The 25,574-nt window shown below is 70.7% G+C and carries 21 protein-coding genes, 2 tRNA genes and 1 pseudogene; 13 read left to right on the forward strand and 11 right to left on the reverse strand.

All coding sequences use genetic code 11. The features are described from left to right. Position 1: 1 nt before the first annotated feature. Complete coding sequence (locus BLR46_RS05840; protein ID WP_245701544.1) at positions 2–1,831, reverse strand: AMP-dependent synthetase/ligase; 1,830 nt, start codon at positions 1,829–1,831, stop codon at positions 2–4. Positions 1,832–1,951: 120 nt separating this feature from the next. Here BLR46_RS05840 and BLR46_RS05845 point away from each other — a divergent pair, with 120 nt between their 5' ends. From BLR46_RS05845 to BLR46_RS05870, 6 genes are all read left to right on the forward strand, one after another. Beyond that, entirely contained in the window at positions 1,952–2,425 is a 474-nt protein-coding gene (locus BLR46_RS05845; protein WP_093249889.1) for a MarR family winged helix-turn-helix transcriptional regulator, read from the forward strand. Between the two features lie 11 nt (positions 2,426–2,436). Further along, positions 2,437–5,190, forward strand: coding sequence for an FAD-binding and (Fe-S)-binding domain-containing protein (locus tag BLR46_RS05850; protein ID WP_093249892.1), 2,754 nt, complete (start codon positions 2,437–2,439; stop codon positions 5,188–5,190). Positions 5,191–5,263: 73 nt separating this feature from the next. Continuing rightward, positions 5,264–5,755, forward strand: a complete 492-nt coding sequence (locus BLR46_RS05855; RefSeq protein WP_093249895.1) for an RNA polymerase sigma factor — start codon at positions 5,264–5,266, stop codon at positions 5,753–5,755. Beyond that, a complete protein-coding gene (locus tag BLR46_RS05860; protein WP_093249897.1) occupies positions 5,748–6,620 on the forward strand; it encodes a hypothetical protein in 873 nt (290 codons plus the stop codon). Before BLR46_RS05855 ends, BLR46_RS05860 begins: the two co-directional genes overlap by 8 nt. 120 nt (positions 6,621–6,740) lie before the next feature. Continuing rightward, the gene (locus BLR46_RS05865) at positions 6,741–7,091 is read left to right on the forward strand and encodes a PadR family transcriptional regulator (protein WP_093249899.1); all 351 of its coding nucleotides are present in this window, start codon (positions 6,741–6,743) and stop codon (positions 7,089–7,091) included. Then, positions 7,088–7,828: an HAAS signaling domain-containing protein gene (locus tag BLR46_RS05870; RefSeq protein ID WP_093249901.1), complete on the forward strand. Its 741-nt coding sequence runs from the start codon at positions 7,088–7,090 to the stop codon at positions 7,826–7,828. Before BLR46_RS05865 ends, BLR46_RS05870 begins: the two co-directional genes overlap by 4 nt. A gap of 57 nt (positions 7,829–7,885) precedes the next feature. On the opposite strand, the gene ettA is transcribed toward BLR46_RS05870, so the two are convergent. The 6 genes and pseudogenes from ettA to BLR46_RS05895 all read right to left on the reverse strand — a co-directional run bounded on the left by ettA (position 7,886) and on the right by BLR46_RS05895 (position 15,052). Further along, positions 7,886–9,568, reverse strand: coding sequence for an energy-dependent translational throttle protein EttA (gene ettA, locus BLR46_RS05875; protein ID WP_093249904.1), 1,683 nt, complete (start codon positions 9,566–9,568; stop codon positions 7,886–7,888). 23 nt (positions 9,569–9,591) lie between these two features. Next, a complete protein-coding gene (locus tag BLR46_RS05880; protein ID WP_176761682.1) occupies positions 9,592–11,163 on the reverse strand; it encodes a GTPase in 1,572 nt (523 codons plus the stop codon). 1,136 nt (positions 11,164–12,299) lie between these two features. After that, positions 12,300–12,836, reverse strand: a pseudogene (locus tag BLR46_RS15575) (GTPase domain-containing protein); the annotation flags it as partial. After that, positions 12,833–14,167: a PrsW family intramembrane metalloprotease gene (locus tag BLR46_RS05885; RefSeq protein WP_093249907.1), complete on the reverse strand. Its 1,335-nt coding sequence runs from the start codon at positions 14,165–14,167 to the stop codon at positions 12,833–12,835. The gene BLR46_RS05885 and the pseudogene BLR46_RS15575, both read right to left, overlap by 4 nt. 40 nt (positions 14,168–14,207) lie before the next feature. Beyond that, positions 14,208–14,280, reverse strand: a tRNA-Arg gene (locus tag BLR46_RS05890). A gap of 25 nt (positions 14,281–14,305) precedes the next feature. Continuing rightward, positions 14,306–15,052, reverse strand: a complete 747-nt coding sequence (locus BLR46_RS05895; RefSeq protein ID WP_093249908.1) for a hypothetical protein — start codon at positions 15,050–15,052, stop codon at positions 14,306–14,308. A gap of 32 nt (positions 15,053–15,084) precedes the next feature. On the opposite strand from BLR46_RS05895, the gene orn reads away from it, so the two are divergent. From orn to BLR46_RS05915, 4 genes are all read left to right on the forward strand, one after another. Further along, positions 15,085–15,726: an oligoribonuclease gene (orn, locus tag BLR46_RS05900; protein ID WP_093249910.1), complete on the forward strand. Its 642-nt coding sequence runs from the start codon at positions 15,085–15,087 to the stop codon at positions 15,724–15,726. A 61-nt stretch (positions 15,727–15,787) separates the two neighbouring features. Next, positions 15,788–15,860, forward strand: a tRNA-His gene (locus BLR46_RS05905). 87 nt (positions 15,861–15,947) lie between these two features. Then, on the forward strand, positions 15,948–18,281 hold the full coding sequence (locus tag BLR46_RS05910; protein ID WP_218118362.1) for a glycoside hydrolase family 65 protein: 2,334 nt from the start codon (positions 15,948–15,950) through the stop codon (positions 18,279–18,281). A gap of 35 nt (positions 18,282–18,316) precedes the next feature. After that, positions 18,317–18,892 (forward strand): DUF488 domain-containing protein, encoded by a 576-nt coding sequence (locus BLR46_RS05915; protein WP_093250739.1) that lies wholly within the window; start codon positions 18,317–18,319, stop codon positions 18,890–18,892. Positions 18,893–18,898: 6 nt separating this feature from the next. Here the strand turns inward: BLR46_RS05915 and BLR46_RS05920 are convergent, their stop codons facing one another. Beyond that, positions 18,899–20,089, reverse strand: a complete 1,191-nt coding sequence (locus tag BLR46_RS05920) for a DUF1611 domain-containing protein (protein WP_093249915.1) — start codon at positions 20,087–20,089, stop codon at positions 18,899–18,901. A gap of 382 nt (positions 20,090–20,471) precedes the next feature. On the opposite strand from BLR46_RS05920, the gene BLR46_RS05925 reads away from it, so the two are divergent. Beyond that, complete coding sequence (locus BLR46_RS05925) at positions 20,472–21,449, forward strand: alpha/beta hydrolase (RefSeq protein WP_218118363.1); 978 nt, start codon at positions 20,472–20,474, stop codon at positions 21,447–21,449. On the opposite strand, the gene BLR46_RS05930 is transcribed toward BLR46_RS05925, so the two are convergent. Beyond that, the gene (locus BLR46_RS05930; RefSeq protein ID WP_245701545.1) at positions 21,372–21,692 is read right to left on the reverse strand and encodes a branched-chain amino acid transporter permease; all 321 of its coding nucleotides are present in this window, start codon (positions 21,690–21,692) and stop codon (positions 21,372–21,374) included. The two genes, BLR46_RS05925 and BLR46_RS05930, sit on opposite strands and share 78 nt — an antisense overlap. After that, a complete protein-coding gene (locus BLR46_RS05935; RefSeq protein ID WP_093249917.1) occupies positions 21,685–22,392 on the reverse strand; it encodes an AzlC family ABC transporter permease in 708 nt (235 codons plus the stop codon). Before BLR46_RS05935 ends, BLR46_RS05930 begins: the two co-directional genes overlap by 8 nt. Positions 22,393–22,513: 121 nt before the next feature. On the opposite strand from BLR46_RS05935, the gene BLR46_RS05940 reads away from it, so the two are divergent. Continuing rightward, complete coding sequence (locus BLR46_RS05940) at positions 22,514–23,632, forward strand: cytochrome P450 (protein ID WP_093249919.1); 1,119 nt, start codon at positions 22,514–22,516, stop codon at positions 23,630–23,632. Further along, entirely contained in the window at positions 23,629–24,606 is a 978-nt protein-coding gene (locus tag BLR46_RS05945; RefSeq protein WP_218118365.1) for a YeiH family protein, read from the forward strand. Before BLR46_RS05940 ends, BLR46_RS05945 begins: the two co-directional genes overlap by 4 nt. A 6-nt stretch (positions 24,607–24,612) precedes the next feature. Here the strand turns inward: BLR46_RS05945 and BLR46_RS05950 are convergent, their stop codons facing one another. Next, positions 24,613–25,503 (reverse strand): Gfo/Idh/MocA family protein, encoded by an 891-nt coding sequence (locus BLR46_RS05950; RefSeq protein WP_093249921.1) that lies wholly within the window; start codon positions 25,501–25,503, stop codon positions 24,613–24,615. Positions 25,504–25,574: the final 71 nt, after the last annotated feature.

Here is a 25,574-nt window from a genome sequence, read left to right on the forward strand (position 1 = left end):
GTCAGTCTTCCTTCGGGTAGAACCCGTCGACGATGTCCTGGTACTGCTGCGACACCACCGAGCGGCGGATCTTCATGTTGGCGGTCGTGCCGCCGCTCTCGACCGTGAGCTCGTGGTCGAGGATCGCGAACTTCTTGACCGTCTCCCAGCGCTCGAGGCGGGCGTTCACCCGTTCCATCTGCCGCTCGACGGAGTCGTGGATCTCCGGGCGCTGCGTCAGCTCGGCGTAGCTCAGGTGCCCGAGGTTGCGCTTCTCGGCCCACTTCTGGAGGAGGGCCGGGTCCATGACCACCAGCGCCGAGACGTACTTCTGGCCGTCGCCCACCGCGATCGCCTGCGACACGTAGGGGATGTTCGCGGTGATGGCGGCCTCGACCTTCTGCGGCGAGACGTACTTGCCGCCCGACGTCTTGAAGAGGTCCTTCTTGCGGTCGGTGATGCGCACCTTGCCGTCGGCGTCGATCTCGGCGATGTCGCCGGTGTGGTACCAGCCGTCGTCGGTGAGGACCTCCGCCGTGCGCTCGAGCAGCTTGTGGTATCCCTCGAAGATCGACGGGCCGCGCAGCAGCAGCTCGCCGTCCTCGGCGATCTTCGTCTCGAGCCCCGGCACGGGCAGGCCGACGGTGCCGAACGTGGGGCTCGACGGCTCGTCGACGGTGGCGATGGCGGAGGACTCGGTGGAGCCGTAGCCCTCGACGACGATGATGCCGGCGTTGTGGAACCACGCCTGGACCTGCGGGTTGAGCTTGGCCGACCCGGAGATCATGAACTTGATGTTGCCGCCGAGCTTGTCGCGCAGCTTGGCGAACACCAGCTTGTCGGCGATGGCGTGCTTGAGCTTCAGCGGCCCGGTGAGGGCGCCCTTGCGGCGCGCCTCCGCCGCGTCGCGGCCGACGGCGAACGCCCAGTGGGAAATCTTGCCCTTGAGCCCGCTGCCCGTGAGGACCGCAGCCCGGACCTTCTCGAAGACTCGTGGCGCGCCGCACATCACGGTGGGCTTGACCTCGCCCAGGCCCGCGACGATGCGGTCGATCCGGCCGTCGACGGCGGCGTGGTAGTTGTACGACAGCTGCGCCGCCAGGAGCGCCTTGCCGAACACGTGGCTGAGCGGCAGCCAGAGGTACATGACCTCGTTGGGGCCGAGGAGGTTGCGGGCCTTGATGGCCTCGGCCTCGTAGACCCAGCAGCGGTGCGGGAGTCGCACGCCCTTGGGGCGGCCGGTGGTGCCGGAGGTGTAGATGAGCGTGGAGAGGTGGTCGAGCGTCGTGGCGGCGATGGCCTCGTCTACGACCTCCGGGTGCTCCTCCAGGTGGGCGCGGCCGATCTCGCGGAGCTGCTCGTAGCTGACGACGCGGTCGTCCAGGGCGACGCCGGTCGGGTCGATGACCACGATGGTGTGGACCTGCTCGCGCAGCCCCTCGTAGCCGACGACCTTGTCGACCTGGGTCTTGTCCTCGGCGATGAAGACGACCGAGTCGGAGTCCGAGACGATGTAGTCCACCTCGTCGGCACCGGTGTTCGGGTAGACGGTGGTGGTGGCGCCGCCGGCGCAGGCGATCGCGAAGTCGAGGAAGATCCACTCGACGCGGGTGGACGAGCAGATGGACACCCGCTCCTCCTGCTTCAGCCCGCGACGCAGCAGTCCGGCGGCGAGGTCGTCGACGACCTCCCGGGTCTCCTGCCAGCTGTAGGTGCGCCAGGTGTTCGGCCCCTCGGGCGCGCGGTCCGGCTCGCTGTACGCGGTGTCGTTCGGCGTGTCCTGGACGCGCTTGCGGAAGTAGGCTCCGAAACTCGTCGGGGCGTTGGCTAGCATGTCTACCGGCGAAGTCACGAGGGCTCCCTTCGATCAAATTGTTGAAGGACAGCCTACCGCGATCAGCCCCGTTGCCCGCGGATGATTAAGTCAACCCGATGTAGTTGAATGCTAAATCATATTGTATAATCTTGTGGCATGACGGAACCACGCCTGGGCTGGCTCGACGCCGACCAACAACGGATCTGGCGGAGCTACCTGCTCGCCAAGACCCGCATCGATGACTACCTCGATGCGGCGCTGGCCGCGTACGGCCTGAGCCTCGACGAGTACGAGCTGCTGGTCCGCCTCTCCGAGGCCGAGGACCACACCCTTCGCATGGGTGAGCTGGCCTCCAGCGTACGCCACTCGCGCTCCCGTCTCACCCACACCGTCGCGCGCATGGAGAAGCAGGGTCTGGTCCGCCGCGAGGCGTGCTCCTCCGACGGCCGCGGCGTGCAGGCCGTCCTGACCGACGAGGGCTACGAACTCCTCAAGCGCGCGGCCCCCTCCCACGTCGACTCCGTGCGCGAGGTGTTCGTCGACGCCATCGGCCCCGACGACTACAAATCGCTCGGCCGCGCCATGCAGGCCGTGCTGAGCTACGCGGACGAGGCCGCCGAGGCCAAATAGGGCTTGCTTTAATGGGGGGCGTGATCTCCGTCGACTCCTCCACCCTCACCCGAGCGCTCTACACCTCCGACGGCTCCCTGTACCGGGTCGAGCCCACCGGAGTCGCGTTCCCCAAGGACCGCGAGGAGCTCATCGACGCCGTGCGTTGGGCCCTTGAGCAGCAGATCCCGATCACCGCCCGCGGCGCGGGCACCTCCTGCGCCGGCAACGCCGTCGGCGCGGGCCTGGTGATCGACGTCTCCCGGCACCTCAACAAGATCCACTCCATCGACCCCGAGACCCGGACCGCCGTCATCGACCCCGGGGTCATCCAGGAGCAACTGCAGCAGGCCGCGAGGCCGTACGGCCTCCGGCTCGGCCCGGACCCGTCGACGTCCACGCGGTGCACGGTCGGCGGCATGATCGGCAACAACGCCTGCGGCCCCCGCGCGCTGGGCTACGGGCGGATGGCCGACAACGTCGTCGAACTCGAGATCATCGACGGCCACGGCAACCTCCGCGTCCTCGGCCGCGACGACTTCCCCGAGCTGCGCTCGCTCGTCGCCTCCAACCTCGGCACGATCCGGACCGAGTTCGGCCGCTTCACCCGGCAGGTCTCCGGCTACTCCCTCGAGCACCTGCTGCCCGAGAAGAAGTTCGACGTGGCCAAGTTCTTCGCAGGCACCGAGGGCACGCTCGGCATCATCACCCGCGCCACGGTCCGGCTCGTGGCCGACGCGCCCCACCGGCTGATGGTGGCGCTCGGCTACCCCACCATGGCCGACGCCGGCGACGACATCGCCAACCTCCTCCAGTTCCGGCCCACCGCCTGCGAGGGCCTCGGGCGGCGCATCGTCGACGTGGTCAACGCCAAGAAGGGCCCCGACTCCGTGGGGGGCCTGCCGAAGGGCGACGGGTGGATGTTCATCGAACTGGTCGGCGACGACCCGGCCGAGGTCCACGAGCGCGCCGGGCTGCTGCTGGCTGCGGCGAACGCGGTGGACGGCTGGATCGTCGAGGATCCCGCGGCCGCGGCGAAGCTCTGGCAGATCCGCGCCGACGGCGCCGGGCTCGCCGGCGTGTCGCTGGCGAAGCCGGCCTACCCGGGCTGGGAGGACTCGGCCGTCCCGCCGAAGCACCTCGGCGCCTACCTGCGCGACTTCGAGGCGCTGCTCGACCAGCACGGACTGGAGGGCCTCCCCTACGGCCACTTCGGCGACGGGTGCGTCCACTGCCGGATTGACTTCCCCCTCGACGACCCCGACGGCCCCCAGCGGTACCGGGCCTTCGTCGAGGACGCGGCTAGGCTCGTCGCCTCGTACGGCGGCTCCATGAGCGGCGAGCACGGCGACGGGCGCGCCCGGTCGGCGCTGCTCCGCCACATGTACTCCGACGAGGCGCTGAAGCTGTTCGGCCAGGTGAAGGAGCTCTTCGACCCCAAGAACTTGCTCAACCCGGGCATCCTCGTCGACCCCGTCCCCGTCGAGGCCGACGCCCGCTTCGTCGCCGCCTCGAAGTCCCCGCTCAACATCTCCGACCCCGAGTTCGTCGCGGCCGTCCACCAGTGCCAGGGCGTGGGCAAGTGCATCGCCGACAACACCGGCACCGGCGGCGTGATGTGCCCCAGCTACCAGGCCACCCGCTACGAGAAGGACTCCACCCGCGGTCGCGCACGTGTGCTGCAGGAGATGGTGAACGGCTCGCTGGTGAGCAAGGGCTGGCGCTCCCCCGAGGTGCACCAGGCGCTCGACCTCTGCCTCTCCTGCAAGGGCTGCGCCCGCGACTGCCCCACCGGGGTCGACATGGCCGCCTACAAGGCGCGCGTGATCCACGAGACGTACAAGGGCCGGCTCCGGCCCCGCAGCCACTACGCCCTCGGCTGGCTCCCACGCTGGGGCCGGCTCATCACGAAGGTCCCCGGCCTCGCGGGCGCGGTGAACGCCGTCGGCGCGTCACCGGTCCTGGGCAACGCACTGAAGTTCGGCGCCGGCGTCGACGGGCGACGGCAGATCCCGCGGTTCGCCAAGCGTTCCGCCAAGTCGCAGCTGGCGGCGCTCGTCGCCCGGCACGACAACCGGCCCAGGACCAAGGGCCGGGTCCTGCTGTGGGTGGACTCCTTCAGCGACTGCTTCGAGTCCAACACGTTCGCCGCGATGGTCCACGTCATGCTCGAGCTCGGCTACGAGCCCGAGGTGCTCAGCAACAACGCCTGCTGCGGGCTCACCTGGATCTCCACCGGCCAGCTCGACGGCGCCCGCCGCCAGCTGTCGGCCGCCGCGTCGGTGCTGGCCCCGTACGTCGCCGACGGCGTGCCGATCGTCGGGCTGGAGCCGAGCTGCACCGCGGTCTGGCGCAGCGACGCCCCCGAGCTGCTGCCGGACGACGCCAACGTCGCCGCACTCAACGGCACGGTGCTCACGCTCGCCGAGTTCCTGTCGCGTGACGCGGACTTCACGCCCCCGGACCTGAGCGGCCACACCATCGTCGCGCAGCCCCACTGCCACCACACGTCGGTGATCGGCTGGCAGGCGGACCGGGCGCTGCTGGAGCGCACCGGGGCGACGCTCGTCGCGGTGGGCGGCTGCTGCGGGCTGGCGGGCAACTTCGGCGTCGAGCGCGGCCACCACGAGGTGAGCGTGAAGGTGTTCGAGCACGATCTCGGCCCGGCGGTGGAGGCGCACCCGGATGCGATCGTGCTGGCCGACGGGTTCTCGTGCCAGACGCAGCTGCGGTCGCTCGCGGACCGGGACTCGATGTCGCTCGCGGAGCTATTGGCCACTCACTGATCATTTTGGGTGCAACCTGACTCCAACGCCGAGACGTAGTGAGGGTGTAACAACCCCGAGCCAGGAGGCCCAGATGGACGCGAACGAGTTCGACGCGTTTTATCGAGCGTCATTCAACAAACTCGTCGGTCAGATCTACGCGATGTGCGGGAACCTGGCCGAGGCTCAGGAGGCCGTCCAGGAGGCGTTCATCCGCGCCTGGGACCACCGTCGGAAACTCGACAAGGATCTCGGCCCCGAAGCCTGGGTGAGGACGACGGCCTACCGCCTGGCCGTCAGCAACTGGAGGAAGTCCAGCAGGGCGCGACGTCAACCCGATCGCGCGCTGGAGTCCCGTGGGTCCGTCGAACCGGGCCCCGACCGCATCCTCATCGACGAAGCCCTTGCGAAGCTGCCCGAACAGCAGCGCCGCGTGATCATCCTGCACCACCTGTGCGACATGTCCGTCGAGGACGTCGCCGCCGAGATCGGTGCACCCAGCGGGACCGTGAAGGCCCGCCTCGCCAGGGGGCGCGAGCAGCTCGCCCGTCTACTGCACTCTGAGAAGGAGTTCCGTCATGCCTGATCGCATCCCCGAGCTGGACCAGTTCCTCACCCGAGCCAAGGAGGCTCCCATGCTGCCCCCCAGTGAAGTCCGCCGCCGCGGCTCCCGGCGCCGCGCCGTGCGCCACACGGGCATCACCGCCGGCGCGCTGGCGCTCACCCTCGTGGCCGGCTTCGGCGTCTGGCAGTCCCCCATCGTCCAGGCCCTGCGCGACAGCACCGCCGTCCCGCTCCCGGCCGACCCGACCCAGAGCCCGACGGAGTCCCCGTCGCCCACGCAGGTGCCGGTGACGGTCGTGCCGCCGACGTTCGACAACCTGCCGGTCGGCGAGCAGGTCATGGGCGGGCCGCTGCCCGTCGAGATCCGCGAGGAGTACGAGGGCGTCGGCCAGGCCGCGAAGAGCTTCTGCGACCCGGGCGACTACGGGATGCCCACGTCGATCCTCACCCGTGAGTACGGCGTCCAGGGCTACCCCACCAGCGTCAGCGCCGTGGTGCTCGGCTACGACTCCGACGAGGCGGCCGCCGAGGCCTTCGACATCCTGCACACCGCGGGCGTCGAGTGCGCAACCGTCTACGAGTCGAAGGACTACACCAACGTCCGCGTCGAGGTCGCCAGCGAGGCGGTCCCGGTGGATGCCTCCGCCGTGGACGCCACCGAGGTCCGCACCGGCTACATCACCGCAGTGGGCAACCCGCCCGAGACCCCGGAGACCGGGCTCTGGACCGAGGTGTTCATCCTGCAGGCCGACGAGCGGGTGCTCTACGTCACCAACGCCTTCGAGGGCCAGGACAACAACTGCATCGTCGAGGCCGGCGACCCCGACATGGGCCAGTGCACCCTGGCGGCCAACGCCCAGGCGATGCTGGAGCAGCTCGTGCAGTGAGCAGCGACCGACGATCAGAGGGAGGGACACCGAGTGGTATCCCTCCCTCTCTCGTCGGTGGGACACAGCGGATGAGCGAACTAGCTAGACAGGCAGACTAGTGTGCGATACCTTCTAGTCATGGCACCAAACATCTGGCCGGCCGACTGGCAGCGGGGGATCCTCGATCTCTGCGTCATGCGCCTGTTGTCCGACGGACCCACCTACGGGTACGAACTCGCTTCCCGCCTCACGGACGCAGGGTTGGGCGAGGTCAAGGGCGGGACCCTGTACCCGCTCCTGAAGCGTCTCGAGTCCGCCGAGGAAGTGGACATCGAGTGGCGGCCCGGGGAATCCGGCCCCGGGCGCAAGTTCTACAAACTCAACGAGCGCGGCCATGCCAGGCTCCGGGAACTCTCGGAGGCATGGGAGCGCTTCTCCTCGACCATCACCCGCATCGTCAACGCCGAACAGCAAAGGACACCAGCATGAACAAGTCTCCCTCGAAGTACGAGCTGGAGCTCAGACTGGCTCCCTCCGTGGAGCCGGAATGGAGCGAGGAATTCATCATCGAGGCACGTCTGCTCGACGTGCCGGGCGCCGAGATCGGGGAGGCCTTGGCGGAGATCGACTCCCACGTCCGGGAGTCCGGGGAGACCGCCCGGTCGGCGTTCGGCGACCCCCGCGCATACGCCGCCGGGCTGGCCGAGACCTCGGCCGCGCCGTCGCGCAGCGCGGTCTGGAGCGTGCTCCCCGCGGCGGCGCAGACCATCGGGATGATGGCCGCACTCAACGCGCTCCCGGACGCACTCGTCGGCGCACCGTTCGAGATCACGGTGGGCATGCTCGTCTCCGTCACGTTGCTCGGCCTGGTGTTCAGCCTCATGGTGTGGCGCTCGACCCCGATGCTCCGCCTCATCCTGGATCGTCCGGTCCTCGCGATCCTGCTCAGCGGCGCCCTGCTGGCGTCGGTGGTCGCTGCCATGTTCATCCCGGGCACCGTCACGTCGATCTGGGCCTGGTCCGTGGTGGGGATCGGCGTGACGCTGCTGCTGGCCGCCACGGTGGTGGGGCTCTCACGCGACCTGAAGCGCACCGACGACGATCCGATCCGCGCGCCGCTCGCGTCCCCGGAGAAGCACGGCTGGTCGTGGCTGTCGTGGGCCAACCACCTGTTGATCCCGGTGTTCACCGTCGTCATCGCGGTGGTCATCGTCGCCACGATCTGAGGACATGCGAAGAGGGAGGGACACCCTGGTGGTGTCCCTCCCTCTTCTCGCTCTGCGTCAGCGCGTCAGGCGGCGGTGCGTCGAGCGGCTGGGGCGCGCGGCCTCCGGGCCGAGGCGCTCGAGCTTGTTCGCCTCGTAGTCCTGGAAGTTGCCCTCGAACCAGAACCACTGCGGGACACCGTTCTCGTCCAGCCCTTCCCAGGCCAGCATGTGGGTGGCGACCCGGTCCAGGAACCAGCGGTCGTGGGAGATCACGACGGCGCAGCCCGGGAACTCGAGCAGGGCGTCCTCCAGGCTCGAGAGGGTCTCCACGTCCAGGTCGTTGGTGGGCTCGTCGAGCAGGAGGACGTTGCCGCCCTGCTTGAGCGTCAGCGCCAGGTTGAGGCGGTTGCGCTCACCGCCGGAGAGCACCCCCGCCTTCTTCTGCTGGTCGGGCCCCTTGAACCCGAAGCTCGCCACGTAGGCGCGCGACGGCATCTCGAAGCTGCCCACCTTGATGTAGTCCAGCCCGTCGGAGACGACCTGCCAGACGTTGTCGTCGGGGTTGATCCCGGAGCGGTTCTGGTCGACGTAGCTGAAGCTGACGGTCTCGCCGATCCGGACGGTGCCGGCATCCGGCTCCTCCTGACCCGTGATCGTCTTGAACAGGGTGGTCTTGCCGACGCCGTTGGGGCCGATGATGCCGACGATGCCCGCGCGCGGCAGCGTGAAGGACAGGTCGTCGATGAGGACCCGGTCGCCGAAGCCCTTCTTGAGGTTGGAGACCTCGAGGACAGTGGAGCCCAGACGGGGACCCGGCGGGATGTTGATCTCCGCGGTGTCGATCTTGCGGTTGCGCTCGGCCTCCGCCGCCAGCTCTTCGTAGCGCGCGAGACGCGCCTTGTTCTTCGCCTGGCGGGCCTTGGGCGACGACCGGACCCACTCGAGCTCGCGCTCCAGGATCTTGGCCCGCTTCGCGTCCTTCTTGCCCTCGATCTGGAGCCGCGCGCGCTTTGTCTCCAGGTAGGTGGAGTAGTTGCCCTCGTAGGGGTGCAGCTTGCCGCGGTCGACCTCGCAGATCCACTGAGCGACGTTGTCCAGGAAGTAGCGGTCGTGCGTGACGGCGAGCACGGCGCCGGGGTACGACTTCAGATGGCCCTCGAGCCAGTTCACGCTCTCCGCGTCGAGGTGGTTGGTGGGCTCGTCGAGCAGCAGGAGGTCGGGCTGCTGCAGGAGCAGCTTCGTCAGCGCCACTCGGCGCCGCTCGCCGCCCGAGAGCACGTCGACGACCTGGTCACCCGGCGGGCACTGCAGCGCGTCCATGGCCTGCTCCAGCTGCGCGTCGATGTCCCACGCGTTGTGGGCGTCCAGCTCGGTCTGCAGTTCGCCCATCTCGGCCAGCAGGGCGTCGAAGTCCGCGTCGGGCTCCGCCATCGCGGCCCCGATCTCGTCGAAGCGGCGCAGCTTGGCCTTGATGTCGGCGACCGCCTCCTCGACGTTCTCCTGCACCGTCTTGCCCTCGGTCAGCGGGGGTTCCTGCAGCAGGATGCCGACGGTGGCGCCCTTGGCGAGGTTGGCGTCGCCGTTGTTGGCGTGCTCGAGGCCCGCCATGATTTTGAGCATCGTCGACTTGCCCGCGCCGTTCGGACCCACGACGCCGATCTTGGCACCGGGGAAGAACGACAGAGTCACGTTGTCGAGGATCAGCTTGTCCCCGATCGTCTTGCGGACGTTGTGCATCGTGTAGATGAATTCAGCCACAGTGTCCCTTCCAGAAAAGAATCTCAGCCGCGAGCCAGTATGCCAGTCATCCGCTGGAGGGCCGACTCCGCGCGGGCGTGGGCCTCGAGCTCCGCGCGCACCGCGTCGACGATGACCTGCTGCACCTCGGTCTCCACCGCGGCACCCAGTGCCCGGGCCGCGCGTCGCTCCGCACGCCGCGCCGACAGCCGCAGCATCCAGTCGCCGAACAGGCTCACCAGCACCGTGCCGGCGAAGGCGGCCGCGACGATGGTGAGCAGCTTGGGCGCGAACTCGCCGCTGCCCCACACGACCTCCCAGACGAGCCACCCGCCGAACGCGACGAGCACGACGACGGGGAGCCACTTGGCCAAGCGGGCGAGCCCCCACCCGAACGGCGCCTCGAGCGGGCTGAGGTCGACCGCGCGCATGGCGGCGTCGACGCGGGGGGCCAGGCGCGCGCCGGGGCCGGCGGTGATCCGTCGACGGGCCTCCTCGCGCCAGCGCTCGGGAAGGTTCACGGTCGAGGCGGTGACGAACTTGCGCACGGCGCTGGCGGCGCGGGCGTCGTCGGCGGCGGAGGCGACCTGGTGGCTCGGCAGTTCGAGCTGGGGCACGTCGCCGGCCCGCCTGGCCTGGAGCATGGCCCCGCGCCGCTGGACGGACTTGCGGACGCCGGCGGCGAGCCGCGGCACCCCGGCGGCGACGGCGACCTCGCGGTTGAGCTCGGCGACGGCGCCGTCGTCCACCGCCCCGGGCCGACCGCCGATCCGCCGGAGCTCGTCGGCGAGGTTGCGCAGGTCCGCGGCGAGGCGGTCCTGGGTGGCGCGCTTGTTCGTCGCGACCCGGCCGATGTGGTGGCGCAACAGGTCGACACCCTCGCCGTCGATCGCGTCGGTGACGAAGACGGGGACGTCGTGGAGTCCGTCGTCGGCGAGGATCCCCCGGAGGTGGTCGGCGACGCGCGCCACCCGGGGGTCGAGTCGGAGGTCGCCGCGCAGCAGCTGCTGGAGCTGGTCGTCGAGGCTGTCCGGCGACTCGGCGAGGATCGGGTCGCCGCCGGTCAGCTCGTCGGCGTGGTTGAGGACCACGGAGATGACGTCCCGGTGCTCCGCGAGCCGGCGCAGGTAGCGCACGTGGAGGGCGGCGTCGGCGTACTTCTGGGGGTCGACGACGAACACGAACTGGTCCACCACACGCACGAGCCGGTCCACCTCCTCCCGGTGCGCGAGGTGCGTGGAGTCGTGGTCCGGCAGGTCGAGGAGGACGACGTCGGTGAGCTGGCTCGTCGGCGGGATGGCCTCGTGGCGCCGCGTGATCTGGAGGAGGTTGAGCAGCGGTCCGTTGGTGGCGGAGAAGCTGAGCGCCAGGGTCTTGGCGGTCGTGGGGCGTTTGGGGCTGGCGTGGGCGAGCCGGGTCCCCGAGATGGCGTTGAACAGCGAGGACTTGCCGGAGCCCGTCGCTCCGGCCAGCGCGACGACGGTCTGCTCGCCGGCCCGCAGGCGCTCGTCGGCGAATCCGAGCAACTCCCGGGCGCGGGCCTCGACGGCAGGGTCGAGCCGTCCGTCGGCCTCGGCCAGGTAGTGCTCCAGTTCCCGCAGCGCCTCGTCGATCACAGCCCCGCCCTCGCTTCCGCCACGCGTGACGCCGCGCGGGTGAGCCGCTCGCCCACCTCGCCGGGCACCGAGGCCTCGTCCACCGCGCCGGTGAAGCGGGAGGCCTCCTCGTCGAAGAGCGTCCGCACGCGGGCGTCCAGCAGCGAACGGGACTCCTGCGCCAGCCGCTCGACGGCGCCCGCCCCGAACACCGACTCGAGGAGCCGCTGGGCCAGCAGCGACGTGCCGCCGGCGATCCCCGCCTCCGCGCCGGTGACCCCGCCCGTGGACGCGAAGACCACCACCATGAGGGTGGCGCCGATGGCGTTGGTGCCGAGCGCCAGCAGCCGGGCGCGCAGGCGCTTGCCCTTGCCCTGCTCGGTCACGAGCGCCAGGACGTCCTGCTGCCAGCCCCGCACGGCGGCCACGGCGCGCGCCTCGAAGTCGGGCGAGAGGGAGCGGAGCTCGTCGGCGAGCACCTGCCTGCCCCAGGTGGTGCGCGCCCAGGCCTGCGCGGTCGCGTCCACGGCCACCTCGGCGGCGTCGACGATGACCTTCGCCAGCTGGTCGGAGACGGCCTCCTGCATCCGCTCGGCCTTGGGCTCGGCGCTGACCCATCGGCGGGCGCGGGCCCGGAGCGAGGCGACGGTCTCGTCGAGGCCCCGGAACAGCGAGCCGGTGCCCACCACGTCGTGCCAGTGGGCGATGATCTCGCTGCGGAGCATGGATCCGTCGCCGACGGTCGTCGCGACCCGGTCTCCGGCGTGCCCGAACTCCCCCACGGCCTGCGCCCGCAGGTCGGCTGCGGCGTCGCCCTGCTCCGCGAGCCCCAGTTCGAGACGCGCGATCTCGACGTCGAGTTGCCGCAGCGCCCCGCCGAGGGACTGCCGCACCACCTGGGCGCGGTGCTCGGCCTCGGACGCGATGCCGCCGAGCCAGGCGCGGATGGGGCTCACGAGCGGGTCGGGGATCATGCCGTCGACCAGCGGGCCCTCCGGGACCGCGAAGAGCGGGGCGTCGCCGAGGCCCTCCTGCCGGAGGAGGCGGGCGAGGTCGCGCGCAACCTCGCCGAGGGAGGCGGGCGGGCACCGGTTGACGACGATGCCGAGGACGAGGTCGCGGGCGCTCGCCTCGCGGAGGAAGCCCCACGGGACGGCGTCGGCGTAGCGGGCGGCCGAGGTGGCGAAGAGCCAGAGGTCGGCGGCCAGGAGCAGTTGTCTGGCGAGCGCCCGGTTCTCGTCGTCGATGGAGTCGACGTCGGGCGCGTCGAGGAGCGCGAGGCCCGCGGGGAGGTCGGTGCTCTCGACGATCTGCAGCGCCCGGGTGTGGGCGACCTCCCCGTCGCCGCGGGTGAGCTCGGGAAGGATGCGGCCCGATCGGAACCAGTCGGCGTCGTCGCGGTGGCAGATGAGGACGGGTGCCTTCGTCGTGGGCCGCAGGACGCCCGGGCGGGTGACGTTGCGGCGGAGGATCGAGTTGACCAGCGTCGACTTGCCCGCCCCGGTGGACCCGCCGACGACGGCCAGCAGCGGCGCGTCGAGGGTCTCGGCCCTCGGCAGGAGGTAGTCGCGCACCTGGCCGGCGAGCGCTGCGGCCGCGTCCGCGTACTCCGCCGCGCCCGGCAGGGCGAGCGGGAAACGGATCTCGGGCAGCGCCTCGAGCAGTGTCTCCAGTGAAAGCGCCAGGTCGGTCATCGGGCGGGCCAGTTCCCTCCCAGCCCGGCGGGGCCCGGGTAGTCGGCCTGCGGCAGTTGCGCGGACCTCGTCCTCGGCTTCCGCCAGCCGAGCCAGCGCACGCCGGGGTCGGTGGACAGCGCCTTGGGACGGAGCCGCTCGATCTCGGCGAGGACGTCGTGGCCGCGGAGCTGGGCACCCTCGCCCATGGTGCCGCGGGTGACCTCGGAGCGCAGGTACGCGAGTTCGGTGAAGCGACGCACGAGCTTGGTGGTGTACCACCAGCGCCGCGGCCCCCAGAACATCGACTTCAGCAGGTAGTGGAACCGCTTGAACGGGCCGCTGAACAGTTCGACGTCGCGCTCGGAGAGCCAGCCGCCCGCGACGTAGTCGCTCAGCCGGTGGCGGATCAGCCGCGCCTGCTGCGCCACCGACACCACGAGCGAGACGAGGATCAGCCCCACGAGGATCAGCGCCATGATCCAGTGCACGCGCAGGGCGTCCGTCGGACGCGTCGAGGCCAGCCCGTTGAACAGCATGTGGCCGGCCACCGAGAGCAGGAAGCCGCCGAGCGGGGCGACGATGCGGACGATGCGCGACCTCGCGGCGATGCCCACCACGAGCCCGGTCGCGGTCAGCATCGTGAACAGGGGATGGCCGAAGGAGGTGTAGACGCCGCGCATCAGGACGATCTCGCGGATCGCGGCCTCGGGGTCGGCGACGGAGATGTCGTTGAGCGCGTAGGTGATCACGCGACCGTAGTAGATGATGTTCTCGGTGAAGGCGAAGCCGACGGCGGAGAGGCCGGAGAGCATGACGACGCCCAGCCGGGACACGATCTCGCGGCGCAGCAGGATCAGCAGCAGGAAGAGGACGGTGGCCTTCGTGGCCTCCTCGGAGAACGGCGCGGAGAAGATCGCCGCGCGCGAGCCCATGTCGGCGTCGGCGTCGGTGGTGGCCATCTGCTGGCCCATCCACGTGTTGATGTGGATGGAGAACCAGGTCGACGCGGCCGCGCCCCACCCGAAGGTGAGCAGCCACACCAGGGGCCGCTGCGGCCGGTAGCGGTCCAGCCACACGAACAACGCGATGTAGGCGAGCGCCGTCGGCAGTGCCAGCAGCGCGGCCCGCTCCACGGTCTCGCGAGTGAACGCCAGGGTCTCGGTGCCGTCCTCGAACTGCTGCGGTGTCGTGAACATCTGCCACTGGTCGTACAGGAAGAAGGTGTACAGCGGCACGAGCACGAGGGTCAGCCAGAACAGCGGGCTCCGCAGCATCCGCTGCCACCACGGCCGCGCCTTCGCCGAGGGCAGCCCGGACAAGCGGCGCTGGCGTTCGGCGATCTGGCTCATGTCTCCACAGCGTACAAGCTGGCGAGGCACGCGGGCCGAGCGCGCCCGGCAGGACTCGAACCTGCAACCTGCGGATTAGAAGGCCGATGCTCTATCCATTGAGCTACGGGCGCTCGAGGGGGAATTCTAGCGCCGCCGCTACTCGCCGGACTCAGCGACGGCGCGGATCTCCGCGGGCCCGTTCCAGGTCACGGCGGTGCCGTCGACGACGCCGCCCTCGCTCGCCTCCAGGACGGGGCCACCGAACTCCATCCGGAACCGGTAGAGGGCGACGGTCTGCTCGGGGATGAACGACTGCTGGAAGTCGACGGTCCACACGCCGTTCTCCAGCGTCGGCTTCTCGAGCAGCGCGTCGTCACCCCACTCCGACAGCGGGAAGGTGCCCGTGGTGTCGCACAGCACGTAGCCATCGCGCTCGCTGCGGGCGACGTTCCAGTTGCCGCCGAAGCCGATGGCGCTGGCGTCGGCGTCGCCCTCCTCGCAGAAGGTGATCTCCTCGCCGCCGGGCGGGTTGAGGACGGCCTCCGGGAGCCCGAGCCGGACGTGCGCGTCGATCGCCTCGGGATTCGTGAAGTCCATGCGGATGAGCTGGACGAGGCTGTTCTCGGGGCCCGGCGGGGGCAGCGGGTCGTCGACGCCCCAGTCATCCCACGCCTTCTCGGTGTTCATGGATTCGACGACGCTCGGCTCCACCGGGAACGGCGTCGGCGACTCCGAGGGCGGCGGCGCGGTCTCGGAGGTGGACTCGCCCGACGGCTCCGGCGCCACGGTGGCGGCGGGCGTCGTTCCGTCCGTGGACGACTGCGAGGGTGCGGGCTCGCCGCCCGTGCACGCTGTCAGGGCCAGCGGCATTGCGAGGAGGAGGGCCAGGCGTGCGAGCTTCATGCGGCAAGGATAGGCGAGTAGGCTCGCCTCTCGTGAACGACTATCTGGTGTGGATCGACTGCGAAATGACCGGCCTCGACCTCGAGGCCGACGGGCTCCTCGAGGTGGCGGCACTCGTGACCGACGGGGAGCTCAACGTCCTCGGCGACGGCGTCGACATCGTGATCAAGCCCACCAACGACCAGCTGTCGAACATGGGCGACTTCGTCACGGAGATGCACACCAAGTCCGGCCTCCTCGAGCTCCTCGACGACGGGGTGGCGGTCGAGGAGGCCGAGCGGCAGGTCCTCGAGTACGTCCGCCAGTACGTCCCCACCGCGCGCAAGGTGCCCCTGGCCGGCAACAGCATCGGCACGGACCGCGCCTTCCTCGCGAAGTTCATGCCCGAGCTCGAGCAGTGGCTGCACTACCGCGTCGTCGACGTCTCCAGCATCAAGGAGCTCGCGAAGCGCTGGTACCCACGGGTCCACTACAAGGCGCCCGCGAAGGGCGGCAACCACCGCGCACTGGCCGACATCCAGGAGTCGATCGAGGAGCTGCGCTACTACCGGGAGGCGGTCTTCGTCCCGCAGCCCGGGCCGTCCTCCGAGGCGCTCACCGAGATCGCCAAGCGGCACGGTGGCACGCTCACCCGAGGCCAGGAGCAGCCCTCCGAGCTGCCGCCCGAGGCCTGATTTCCGCGCCCGTCAGGGCATACGCTATAGTTCTGCAGTCGCCCGGGAACGGGCGGCCATGGTGGGTATAGCTCAGCTGGTAGAGCGCCTGGTTGTGGTCCAGGAGGCCGCGGGTTCAAGTCCCGTTACTCACCCCGAAGAGAGAGCCGATGCACCGGACCAGGTGCATCGGCTCTCGCTCTATCATCGGCTCACAACGTGTCTCGATAGAGGAGTTCCGCGTGGTCGCACCCACCTTCGTCGTCGATCCCTGGGTGATCCGCGAGCCCCGCGTAGACCTGGAGGCGCTCCCGGTCAGCGAGTCGATCTTCACGACGTCGAACGGCTGCGTCGGCATGCGCGGGACCCTAGACGAGGTGGAGCCGCACGGCACCCGCGGCACATTCCTGTCCGGGGTGTTCGAGACCCACCCGCTGGCCTACCCGGAGAAGGCCTACGGCGACCCTCCCGAGGGCCAAGTGATGATCCGCGTCGCCGACGGCACGCCGCTGCGCCTCGTCGTCGACGGGGTTCCGCTCGACGTGCGCACCCTGGGCCCCGAGACCCACGAGCGCTCCCTCGACCTCCGGGAGGGCGTCCTCGACCGGCTACTGAGATGGCGCACCCCGTCCGGCACGACGATGGAGCTGCGGTCCCGGCGGCTCGCATCCCTGCGCGAACGCTCGCTGTGCGCCGTGCGGTACGAGGTGCGCGCCCTCGACGGGCCCGCCCACGTCGCGGTCCGCTCCGAGTTGGCCCTCGGCACGAACACCCCCGAGGTGGAGAACGCCGACCCCCGGGTCGGTGAGGCGCTCGAGCGGCCGTTCGAGACGCTCGACGTCGGCTGCGACGACGCCGGCGGCGCCATGGCCGCGCGCACCCGTCGTTCCGGCATCACCATCGCCGCCGCGGTGCGGCACGTGGTCGTCGGCGCTGGCCACATCCACGACGAGGCCGGCATCGACCAACTCGTGACGACGATGACCGCCGACCTCGAGGCCGGCGAGACGCTCGGGATCGACAAGTTCATCGCGCAGGTCTGGTCGCGCGACGGGCACGCCGACTCGCTGCTGGAGTCGGCGCGGGCCGTCCTCGCCTCCGGCGTCGACCGCGGCTGGGAGGGGCTCGTGGCCGACCAGGGGTCAGAACTCCAGGAGTTGTGGGACCGCGCCGATGTCGAGGTGGACGGTGACCCCGAGCTCCAGCAGGCGCTGCGGTACTGCGTCTACACGCTGTTCACCAGCTCGGCCTGCATCGCCGACGCACCGATGGGTGCGAAGGCCCTGACCGGGCTCGGGTACAGCGGCCACACCTTCTGGGACATCGAGGGCTTCGTGGTGCCCGCGCTGCTGCTGCTCTTCCCCGACGCCGCCGGCCGGCTGCTGCGGTGGCGGGCCTCCACGCTGGACTCCGCCCGCGAACGGGCCGAACTCCTCGGGGTCGACGGCGCCGCCTTCGCCTGGCGCACGATCGACGGTCGGGAGACCTCCGCGTACTGGCCCGCGGGCACCGCCGCCATCCACATCAACGCGGACCTCTCCCGCGCCTTCTGGCTGCACGGGAACGTCACCGGCGACACCGCCCCTGAACTGGGCGCTCTCGAGATCCTCGTCGAGACGGCGCGGCTCTGGATGTCCGTCGGCCACCACGACACCGACGGCGCCTGGCACATCTTCGGCGTGACGGGGCCCGACGAGTACACGGGCGTCGTGGACGACAACGTCTTCACCAACCTCATGGCCCGGCGCAACCTGGTGCGGGCGGCGGAGGCCTGCGAGCGCCAGCCGGATCGGGCCGCCGCGCTGGGCGTCGACGACGAGGAGCTGGGGCGTTGGCGCGACGCGGCCGCCGCGGCCCACGTCCCCTGGGACCCCGGGAAACGAGTGCACCCCGCGAACTCGAACTTCACGTCGTACCGGGAGTGGCGGTTCGAGGACAGGACGGATGCCTATCCGTTGCAGGACCACGAGCACTACGCGAAGCTCTACCGGCGCCAAGTCGTCAAGCAGGCTGACCTCGTGCAGGCCCTGTGGTGGTGCCGCGAGGACTTCACCGACGAGGAGGTCGCCCGTGATCTCGCCTACTACGAGGCGCGGACGGTGCGCGACTCGTCGCTCTCGGCGAGCGTGCAGGCCGTGGTCTGCGCCAAGGCGCAGCACCCCGATCTCGCGCATCGCTACCTGCGGGAGAGCGCCATGGCGGACCTCCGCGACCTGCGGGGCGACACGGACGAGGGCCTGCACATCGCGTCGGTGGCGGGCACGTGGCTGGCGCTGAGCGCCGGCCTCGGGGGCTTGCGCGAGGACGCCGAGCACCTGGAGCTCGCGCCGCTGTTGCCGTCGGAATTGACGCGGACCTGCTTCCGGGTGGCCTGGCGGGGGCGTCTCCTCCGCGTGGAGACCACCGGCGACGGCACGACCGTCAGCATGCTGCGCGGCGACGATCCCGTCGACGTGGTGGTGGACGGCGCCCTCCTGCGGGTGGCACCCGACTCCCCTGCCCGGGCGCCGCTGCGCGCCCCATCTCCCCTGCTGCGGGAGCCCGCACAGCCCGCGGGAAGGCAGCCGCTGGCCTGAACGCCTGAACGCCCGGCGTCGGCGTGACCGTGGGCATGCCTAGGCTGGGCTCTCCGGACGACGACGAGGAGGCGACGGTGACGCTGCTGACCGTGGGCCACGGCCCGCTGCAACGGGAGGACCTCGCCGCGCTCCTGAAGGGCGCCGGCATCGAGCGGCTGGTCGACGTGCGCAGGTTCCCGGGCAGCCGCAACAATCCCGACGTCAAGCGCGAGGCCCTGGAAGCTTGGCTGCCCGAGGAGGGCATCGCGTACCGGTGGGAGCCGCGGCTGGGCGGTCGACGTCGCCTCCCGAAGGGCGAGGAGTCGCCCGACCCTTGGTGGCAGGTGGAGGCCTTCCGCGCCTACGCGGCCTACACCCGCACCGACGAGTTCCGCGACGCCCTGGCCGAGGTGGTCGGTGAGGCGTCGGGCCACCGCGTCGCGGTCATGTGCTCCGAATCGGTGTGGTGGCGCTGCCACCGACGGATCATCGCCGACGTCGCGGCCCTCGGCCACGGCCTCGCCGTGCACCACCTCATGCCCGACGGCAGCGAGCGGCCTCACGCGCCCTCGGAGGGCGCACGGCCCACCGACGACGGCTTCCTGTGGGACCGCGTCGCCGGGCCATAGCCGGCGTCAGGACGCCAGGACCTCCAACGCCACCTCGGGCAGGCACAGGTCGTAGGTCTGGATGATCGGCACGTCCACCACCTCGCGGGCCTCCGACGTGACCAGCGGCGACGCCGTGAGACGGCCGGAGACGGCGACGAGCGGGAGCTCCGCCTCGCGCAGCAGGGCGGTGCCCGCGGCCGCGCTCAGCGCCTCGCCGCACGCGAAGAGCACCTTGTCGGTGAGCGCCCGGAAGTCGGCGTCGTTCACCAGCGACGAGGTCTCACCCTGGTAGATGCCGTCGGCGATCTCCACGACGACGACGTCCGGGCTGTCATCGGCCAGGGTGGCCACGATGGAGAACACCATGTCCTTGACCTGCTCGAAGGACAGCTTGAACGTCGAGCCGAGGCCGAAGTCGGTGAAGTCCATGACCCGGTCGGCGCCGGCGTCGTTGAACAGGCCGGCGTCATTGCCCGCGCCGGTGCCCGTCGCCTTGCCCGCGTTGACGATCTTGCCGGCGTTGCTGAGGCCGTTGACGAGGCAGCCGACCGTCGTCGACTTCCCGGAGTTCATCGACGACCCGAAGACCATGAAGACCGTCGGGCGCTGCTCCAATGCCTCGAACTCCGCCAGCGCGTCGCGCCACGGGCGGACCCGAGCGGGCGCCAGACGCTTCATGTTGATGATGCCCTCGGAGTCGGCGATGAGACCGAGCGGCTCGATCACCGTCGCGGGCAGGATCGAGGCGTGCTTGTCGATGACGCGGCCGGCCATGCCGCCCGCGGCCACCAGGTTGGTGTAGTTGAGGTTCCGCGGCACCTCGGCCAGGAACTGGTCGGGGGCGTAGCGGTTGCCGTAGGCGACGATGATCTCGTCGCCGTGGAACAGGTGCCGGCGGCGGGAGCTGTGCGACTCGAGGCGCTTGTGCTGGCCGATCGTCGTGACGCGCGCGAGGACGAAGTCGCCGGGCTGGGGCTCCACGTCGGTGCCGCGGACGAGGTGGTAGCCGTCGCCGTTGGTCTCCTTCAGGTGGTTCCAGAGCTCGCGGGCGTTGTAGGACTTCTTGGCCCGACGCAGCCGCCGCGGCTCCAGCGGAACCTGCTCCACGCCCTCGAACAGGATGCCCTCCGCCGGCTCGCCGCTGAGATGGCGGTTCTTGCGCTCGAGGGTGATGGTGATCTCGCGTACGAGGTCGACGCTTTCGGTGGTGGTCATGAGGTGTTCTCCAGGATCCGTACGCGGAGTGAAAAGGGCGGTGACCGCGTCGACGAGGACGCCGGGCAAGGCAATGATGCCCAACAGGGGGCGGGAACGAAAAACGCCGGTGCGTCGCGGCTCCGCCAGCGCCTCGCACCGCACCGCGAGGGGGCACGACCGGTCCACAATCGGGCCCCGGGAAACGAGTCCCCGGGGCCCGACCGTCCCCCCAAGGAACGGCCCCCAATCCGGTGGCCAACTAGAGCTTCCCAGCGGGGTCTGACAGATTTCGACGGCCGGTCAAGCCGACTCGCCGGACACGCCGGAAATAGCACGCAGATTCGATTGTGTAGGCGGCCCCGCCGCGGACCGGGCCGGAGGCGCCGCGTAGAGTGATGCCATGGCCCTCAGCTCTCGGGACCGACGCTACGAGCCGTACGTCCCGCCGCTGCCGTGCATGACGCGGCGGGTGGCGGAGACCGTCACGTGGAGGCGATGGCGCCTGCACGTCGAGCACGTCGGCGACCCCCACGCCCCCGTCCGAGTCCTCCTCATCCACGGCGCCGGCGGCAACGCCGCCGCCATGTGGCCGATCGCCGCGCACGTCGCCGCGCTCGGCGCCCACGTCACGACCGTCGACCTCCCCGGCTACGGGCGCAGCATCCCTCCCTACGACGGCCGGGTCACCTACGACGACTGGCGGGGGGCGCTCGCCTTCCTCGCCCGCCGCATCGACGACGGGCGGCCGCTCGCGTTCCTCGGCGCGAGCATGGGCGGGATGCTCGCCTACGACACCGCCGCCTCCACCGGAGTCGGGTCGCTGGTCGTGGCCACCTGCCTCCTCGACACCACCGACCCCGTCGTGCTGGAGTCGATCACGCGTCGACCCTGGCTGGGCAGGATCGCCGGACGGCTCCTGAAGCTGGCCCGCGGCCCGCTGTCATGGGTGCCGCTGCCGATGCAGTGGGTGGCGCCGATGCGACTGATCGCCAACGACGATGGGCTCGCCACCGAGGTCGTCCACGACCGGCGCGGCGGTCGCAGGTCGATGCCGCTCGGGTGGTTCCGCACCTTCCTGGCCGCGGGCCCCATCGTCGCTCCCGAGGAGTACGACGGGCCACCCGTGCTGCTCGTGCATCCCGGAGAGGATCGTTGGACACCCGTCGAGATCAGCGAGCGCTTCCTCGACCGCGTCCGCGGCCAGAAGCGTCTGGTGATGCTCGAAGGAGCCGGCCACTTCCCCGTCGAGGAGCCCGGATTCTCCCAGCTGATGGACACCTTGGCGGGGGCGCTGTGGCCGCTAGCCCCAGTTGACGAGAAGGACGTACGTGATCGTGCCGGCCGCGATGCTCAGGAGCGAGCGCCGCTGCAGCGTTAGGTGCACCGCCACGGTCACCGCGATCGCCACGAGGGCGGCGACGAGCCGCTCCCCCGCCGCGGCGGAGGCCAGCGTCGCGAGCGCGAGGATCGTGAGGATGCCGGCGGGCATCCAGATGCCGAGGTTGCGCACCAGCGGCGACTCCCGCAGCGGCCGCAGCGCCGCGAAGGGCAGCGCCCGGAGCGCGAGCGTCACGGCGCCGGCGCCGAGCAGTGCCATCACCAGGTAGGTCGTCTCAGGCAAGCGACTGCCTCCAACGCGACAGGAGGTGCCGTCCCAACAGGCCGAGGCTGAAGAGCACGAGCGCCGTGAGCAGCGAGGCCCCCGGGACCGCGACGATGCCGATGCCGAGGCTCAGCCCGCCGAGCACCACGGACGGGATCTGCTCCCGGCTGCGGGCGGCGTCCAGGGCGAGGACGGTGAAGAGCGCCACCAGGGCGAACTCCAGCCCTTCGATCGGGGCGGGGAGCAGCCCCGCGAGCGCGGTGCCGAGGATTCCGCCGAGCACCCAGTACGACTGGAGCGCCACCTGCAGCGTGACGAGTCGGCGCTGCGTCCAGCCCAATGGGTGGCCCGTCACGATCGCGTAGGTCTCGTCGGTGAGTGCGTAGATGCTGTAGGCGCGGGCGGCCGGGTGCCGCACGAGACGAAGCGGGAAGCTGAAGGCGTAGAAGACGTGCCGGAAGTTGACCAACAGTGTCATGAGCACGATCGTCAGGACCGGGGTGGCCGAGGCCAGCAGCCCGACGAGCAGCATCTCCACCGAGCCGGCGTAGACCACGACCGACAGCAGCGGAGCCATCCACCACGGCATCCCGACCTGGACGACCATCATCCCGAAGGCCACCCCGAGCGGCACGAGACCCAGCCCGCCGCCCAGGGAGAGCCTCAGCACGTCGAGGGAGTCCCGACGGCGAGAGGCAGGCAGGGCGGCGGTGTGCATATGGACCATCTTCGCCCGCGGGCCGGCGGGGGCCAAACCGGGACCGAGTGGTGGGACCCCGGGGTGGGGGCCGCCGCGGAACCACCGTGAGTAGGCTGAGCCGGGAAACTTTGGAGGCTTGATGACCGAGACGCGCTACGACGCCCACAACCAGGACATCCGGGAGTTCACGGATGCCATTCGACCGACCGCCCGGGTGGTGCGGAACGTGAAGGACGAATGGATCCTGCTCGGGCACGAGGAAGTCGTCGCGGCGGCGACCGACCCCGAGACGTTCTCGTCCCGGGTCTCCGCCCACCTCCAGCTGCCCAACGGGCTGGACGGCGACGAGCACCGTCGCTTCCGTGCGCTGATCGACCGGTACCTGTCGCACGACCGCATGGTCGAACTGGAGCCGCTCGTGGCGGAGGTCGCCGAACAGACCGTCGCCGAGCTGCCCGCGGACGAGACGGTCGACGCGGTGCGCGGGCTCGGCGCAACCTTCGCGGTGCGCGCCATGACCCGGTGGCTCGGCTGGCCCGAGGACCTCCACCCCACGCTCGTGCAGTGGGTGATCGACAACCAGCACGCCTCGGCGTCCGGCGACCGCGAGCAGACCGCGAAGGTGGCGGCCGACTTCGACGGGATCATCGCCTCCGTGATCGCCCCCCGACGCGCCGACCCCTCCATCGACGACGTGACCGCCGAGCTGGTCCGCGACGACTTCCTGGGGCGCCCGCTGGAGGACGCGGAACTCGTGTCGATCCTGCGGAACTGGACCGGGGGCGACCTCGGCTCCATGGCGCTGTGCATCGGCGTCGTCCTCGAGGGGCTCGTCCGCATGCCGCGGCTCGCGGAGCGTATCCGCAGCGGGTCCGACGCCGAGGTGGAGGCGATCATCGCCGAACTGCTGCGCATCGACAACCCGTTCGTCTCGAACCGCCGGGTCACGACGTGCCCCGTCACCGTCGCCGGCGTCGACATCCCCGAGGGTGCCCGCGTCCGGCTCAACTGGACGTCGGCCAACCGTGACGAGGCCACGTTCGGGCAGGAATTCGACGAGGTCGCGCACGCTGAGGACAATCTCGTGTTCGGCGTCGGCCCCCACTACTGCCCCGGTGAGGAGCTGTCGCTGCTCGAGCTCCGGGTCCTGTTCCGGGCGCTGCTGCGCCGGTTCGAGACGATCGAACTGGCGGGCGCTCCCAAGCGGGCCGTCACGCCGGTCGGTGGCTACGACACGCTCCCCGTGATCTTCCGGTGAGGGCGCGGAACCTCGTCCCGGGCCTCGCCGCGTCCGCTCTCGCCGTGGTGGTCTCGATGCTGGTCAACGCCGCGGTGCCAGTCCTGAGCGCGTTGCTCGTCGCGATCCTGCTCGGGATCCTCGCGGCGAACCTGCTCCGGCTTCCGGCGTCGCTCGCACCCGGACTGCAGTTCGCCTCGAAGCGGCTGCTGCGGATCGGGATCGTCCTGCTCGGCCTGCAGCTGGCGGTGGGCGACATCGTCGCGCTCGGGCTCGGGACCATCGTGGTGGTGGTGGCGGTCGTGACCATCGGGATGTTCGCGACCTGCGCGATGGGACGCCGAATGGGCATGACGGCGATGCAGTCGCTGCTGATGGCCAGCGGGTTCTCCATCTGCGGTGCGGCGGCGGTGGCGGCCGCGGGAAGCGTCGTGGACGCCGAGGAGGAGGACGTGGCGACGGCGCTGGCGATGGTCGTGCTGTTCGGCACCGTGGTGATCCCGCTCGTGCCGCTGTTCGGCCGACTGTTCGGGCTGGACGACCTGACGACGGGCCTCTGGGCCGGCGCCTCCGTGCACGAGGTGGCGCAGGTGGTGGCGATCGGCGGCAGCATCTCCGCGGCCGCACTGAGCGCCGCGGTGGTCGTGAAGCTGGCCCGGGTGCTGATGCTCGCCCCCGTGATGGCCGTCCTCAGCTGGCGCCGCCGCCGCACGATGGCCGGGCTGCAGACCAAGCTGCCGCCCATCGTGCCGCTCTTCATCGCGGGCTTCATCGCGATGGTGGCGCTGCGGTCCGTCGAGATCGTTCCCGCCCCGGTGCTGGACGTCGTGAAGTGGATCCAGACCGCGCTGCTGGCCGCGGCGATGTTCGCCCTCGGCACGGGGGTCAAGGCCTCGATCTTCAAGCGCGTCGGCTCGAAGCCGCTGGTGCTGGGTGCGGCGTCGACGACGGTCGTGGGTGCCGTGGGTCTCGGCGGAGTCCTGCTGCTGGCCTGAGCCACCTCAGGCCTCGGCGTAGGCCCTGGCCTCCACCACTGCCCGCAGGACCGCCTTGGTGCGCTCCCACGGCAGGGGGCTCGGCGCGCCCTCCGCCATCGCGGCGACGGCGCGTGCCACCGTGATGGATCCGTAGGGGTCGTCACCCTCGCCCAGCTGCACGCGCTCCGTGGACTCGTCGGTGCTGAGCTCCATGGCGTAACGCTGGCCCTCGGCCAGCCCGTCGACCTCGAAGGAGGCGAGCAGCCCGTAGTCGTTCGCGGCGGTGCCGTTGGCGACGTCGGGGCTCGCGAGAACGCCGTCGTCCCGGATCCGGGTGGTGATGCAGGAGGTGACGCGCATCGTCGGACCCAGCAGGAGCTCGAGCAGCTCGAAGGCGTGGACGCCCATCATGGGGACCAACCCCCCGCCGACCTGCGGGTCGTCCTGCCAGCGCGAGGCGGGCTCGCGCCAGTAGTCGATGTGGTGCTCGGCCACGACGTGCGCGAAGCCGACGTCGTCGGGCAGCGCCGCGACCGCCGACGCGTACCTCAGGATGGACGTGGTGAAGAAGAGGTGCTCGCGGCCCTGCACCAGGCCTTCCAGCCGTCGGAGCTGCTCCGACGTGACCGCCGCCGGTTTGCAGACGTAGGTGGGCACGCCGGCGTCGAGGAAGGCCTCGACGATGTCGCCCACCGACGGCGGCGGCACGGTCACGATTGCAGCCGACGGCGAGTGCTCCAGTATCTCTTGGACCGTGGCCAGGGCGAGCGAACCCGGCTGCTCCGCAAGGAAGCGCTCCACCCGTTCCGGATCAGGATCCGCGACGAGGAAGCTCACGTCTTCACGCAGTTCGCGCAGGTGCTGCGCGTCGGTGAACGGGTGGCTGTTGGCCAGACCGGCGATGGCGATCTTCAAGATGGTTCCTCGGGGCTCGGGGTCGACGCCTCGACCCTAGGGCAGGCGGGTCCGCCCTCTCGCTGATTCCC

It is taken from the genome of Tessaracoccus oleiagri, from assembly GCF_900103275.1.
GTDB lineage: Bacteria > Actinomycetota > Actinomycetes > Propionibacteriales > Propionibacteriaceae > Arachnia > Arachnia oleiagri.

Bases quoted from the DNA above. Each gene is read 5' to 3' on its own strand.
- BLR46_RS05935 (WP_093249917.1), bottom strand. From the start codon at position 22,392: ATGCACACCGCCGCCCTGCCTGCCTCTCGCCGTCGGGACTCCCTCGAC.
- BLR46_RS05920 (WP_093249915.1), bottom strand. From the start codon at position 20,089: ATGACCACCACCGAAAGCGTCGACCTCGTACGCGAGATCACCATCACC.
- BLR46_RS05895 (WP_093249908.1), bottom strand. From the start codon at position 15,052: ATGAAGCTCGCACGCCTGGCCCTCCTCCTCGCAATGCCGCTGGCCCTG.
- BLR46_RS05855 (WP_093249895.1), top strand. From the start codon at position 5,264: ATGGACGCGAACGAGTTCGACGCGTTTTATCGAGCGTCATTCAACAAA.
- BLR46_RS05925 (WP_218118363.1), top strand. From the start codon at position 20,472: ATGGCCCTCAGCTCTCGGGACCGACGCTACGAGCCGTACGTCCCGCCG.
- BLR46_RS05850 (WP_093249892.1), top strand. From the start codon at position 2,437: ATGGGGGGCGTGATCTCCGTCGACTCCTCCACCCTCACCCGAGCGCTC.
- BLR46_RS05870 (WP_093249901.1), top strand. From the start codon at position 7,088: ATGAACAAGTCTCCCTCGAAGTACGAGCTGGAGCTCAGACTGGCTCCC.
- BLR46_RS05860 (WP_093249897.1), top strand. From the start codon at position 5,748: ATGCCTGATCGCATCCCCGAGCTGGACCAGTTCCTCACCCGAGCCAAG.
- BLR46_RS05845 (WP_093249889.1), top strand. From the start codon at position 1,952: ATGACGGAACCACGCCTGGGCTGGCTCGACGCCGACCAACAACGGATC.
- BLR46_RS05915 (WP_093250739.1), top strand. From the start codon at position 18,317: ATGCCTAGGCTGGGCTCTCCGGACGACGACGAGGAGGCGACGGTGACG.
- BLR46_RS05940 (WP_093249919.1), top strand. From the start codon at position 22,514: ATGACCGAGACGCGCTACGACGCCCACAACCAGGACATCCGGGAGTTC.
- BLR46_RS05865 (WP_093249899.1), top strand. From the start codon at position 6,741: ATGGCACCAAACATCTGGCCGGCCGACTGGCAGCGGGGGATCCTCGAT.
- BLR46_RS05885 (WP_093249907.1), bottom strand. From the start codon at position 14,167: ATGAGCCAGATCGCCGAACGCCAGCGCCGCTTGTCCGGGCTGCCCTCG.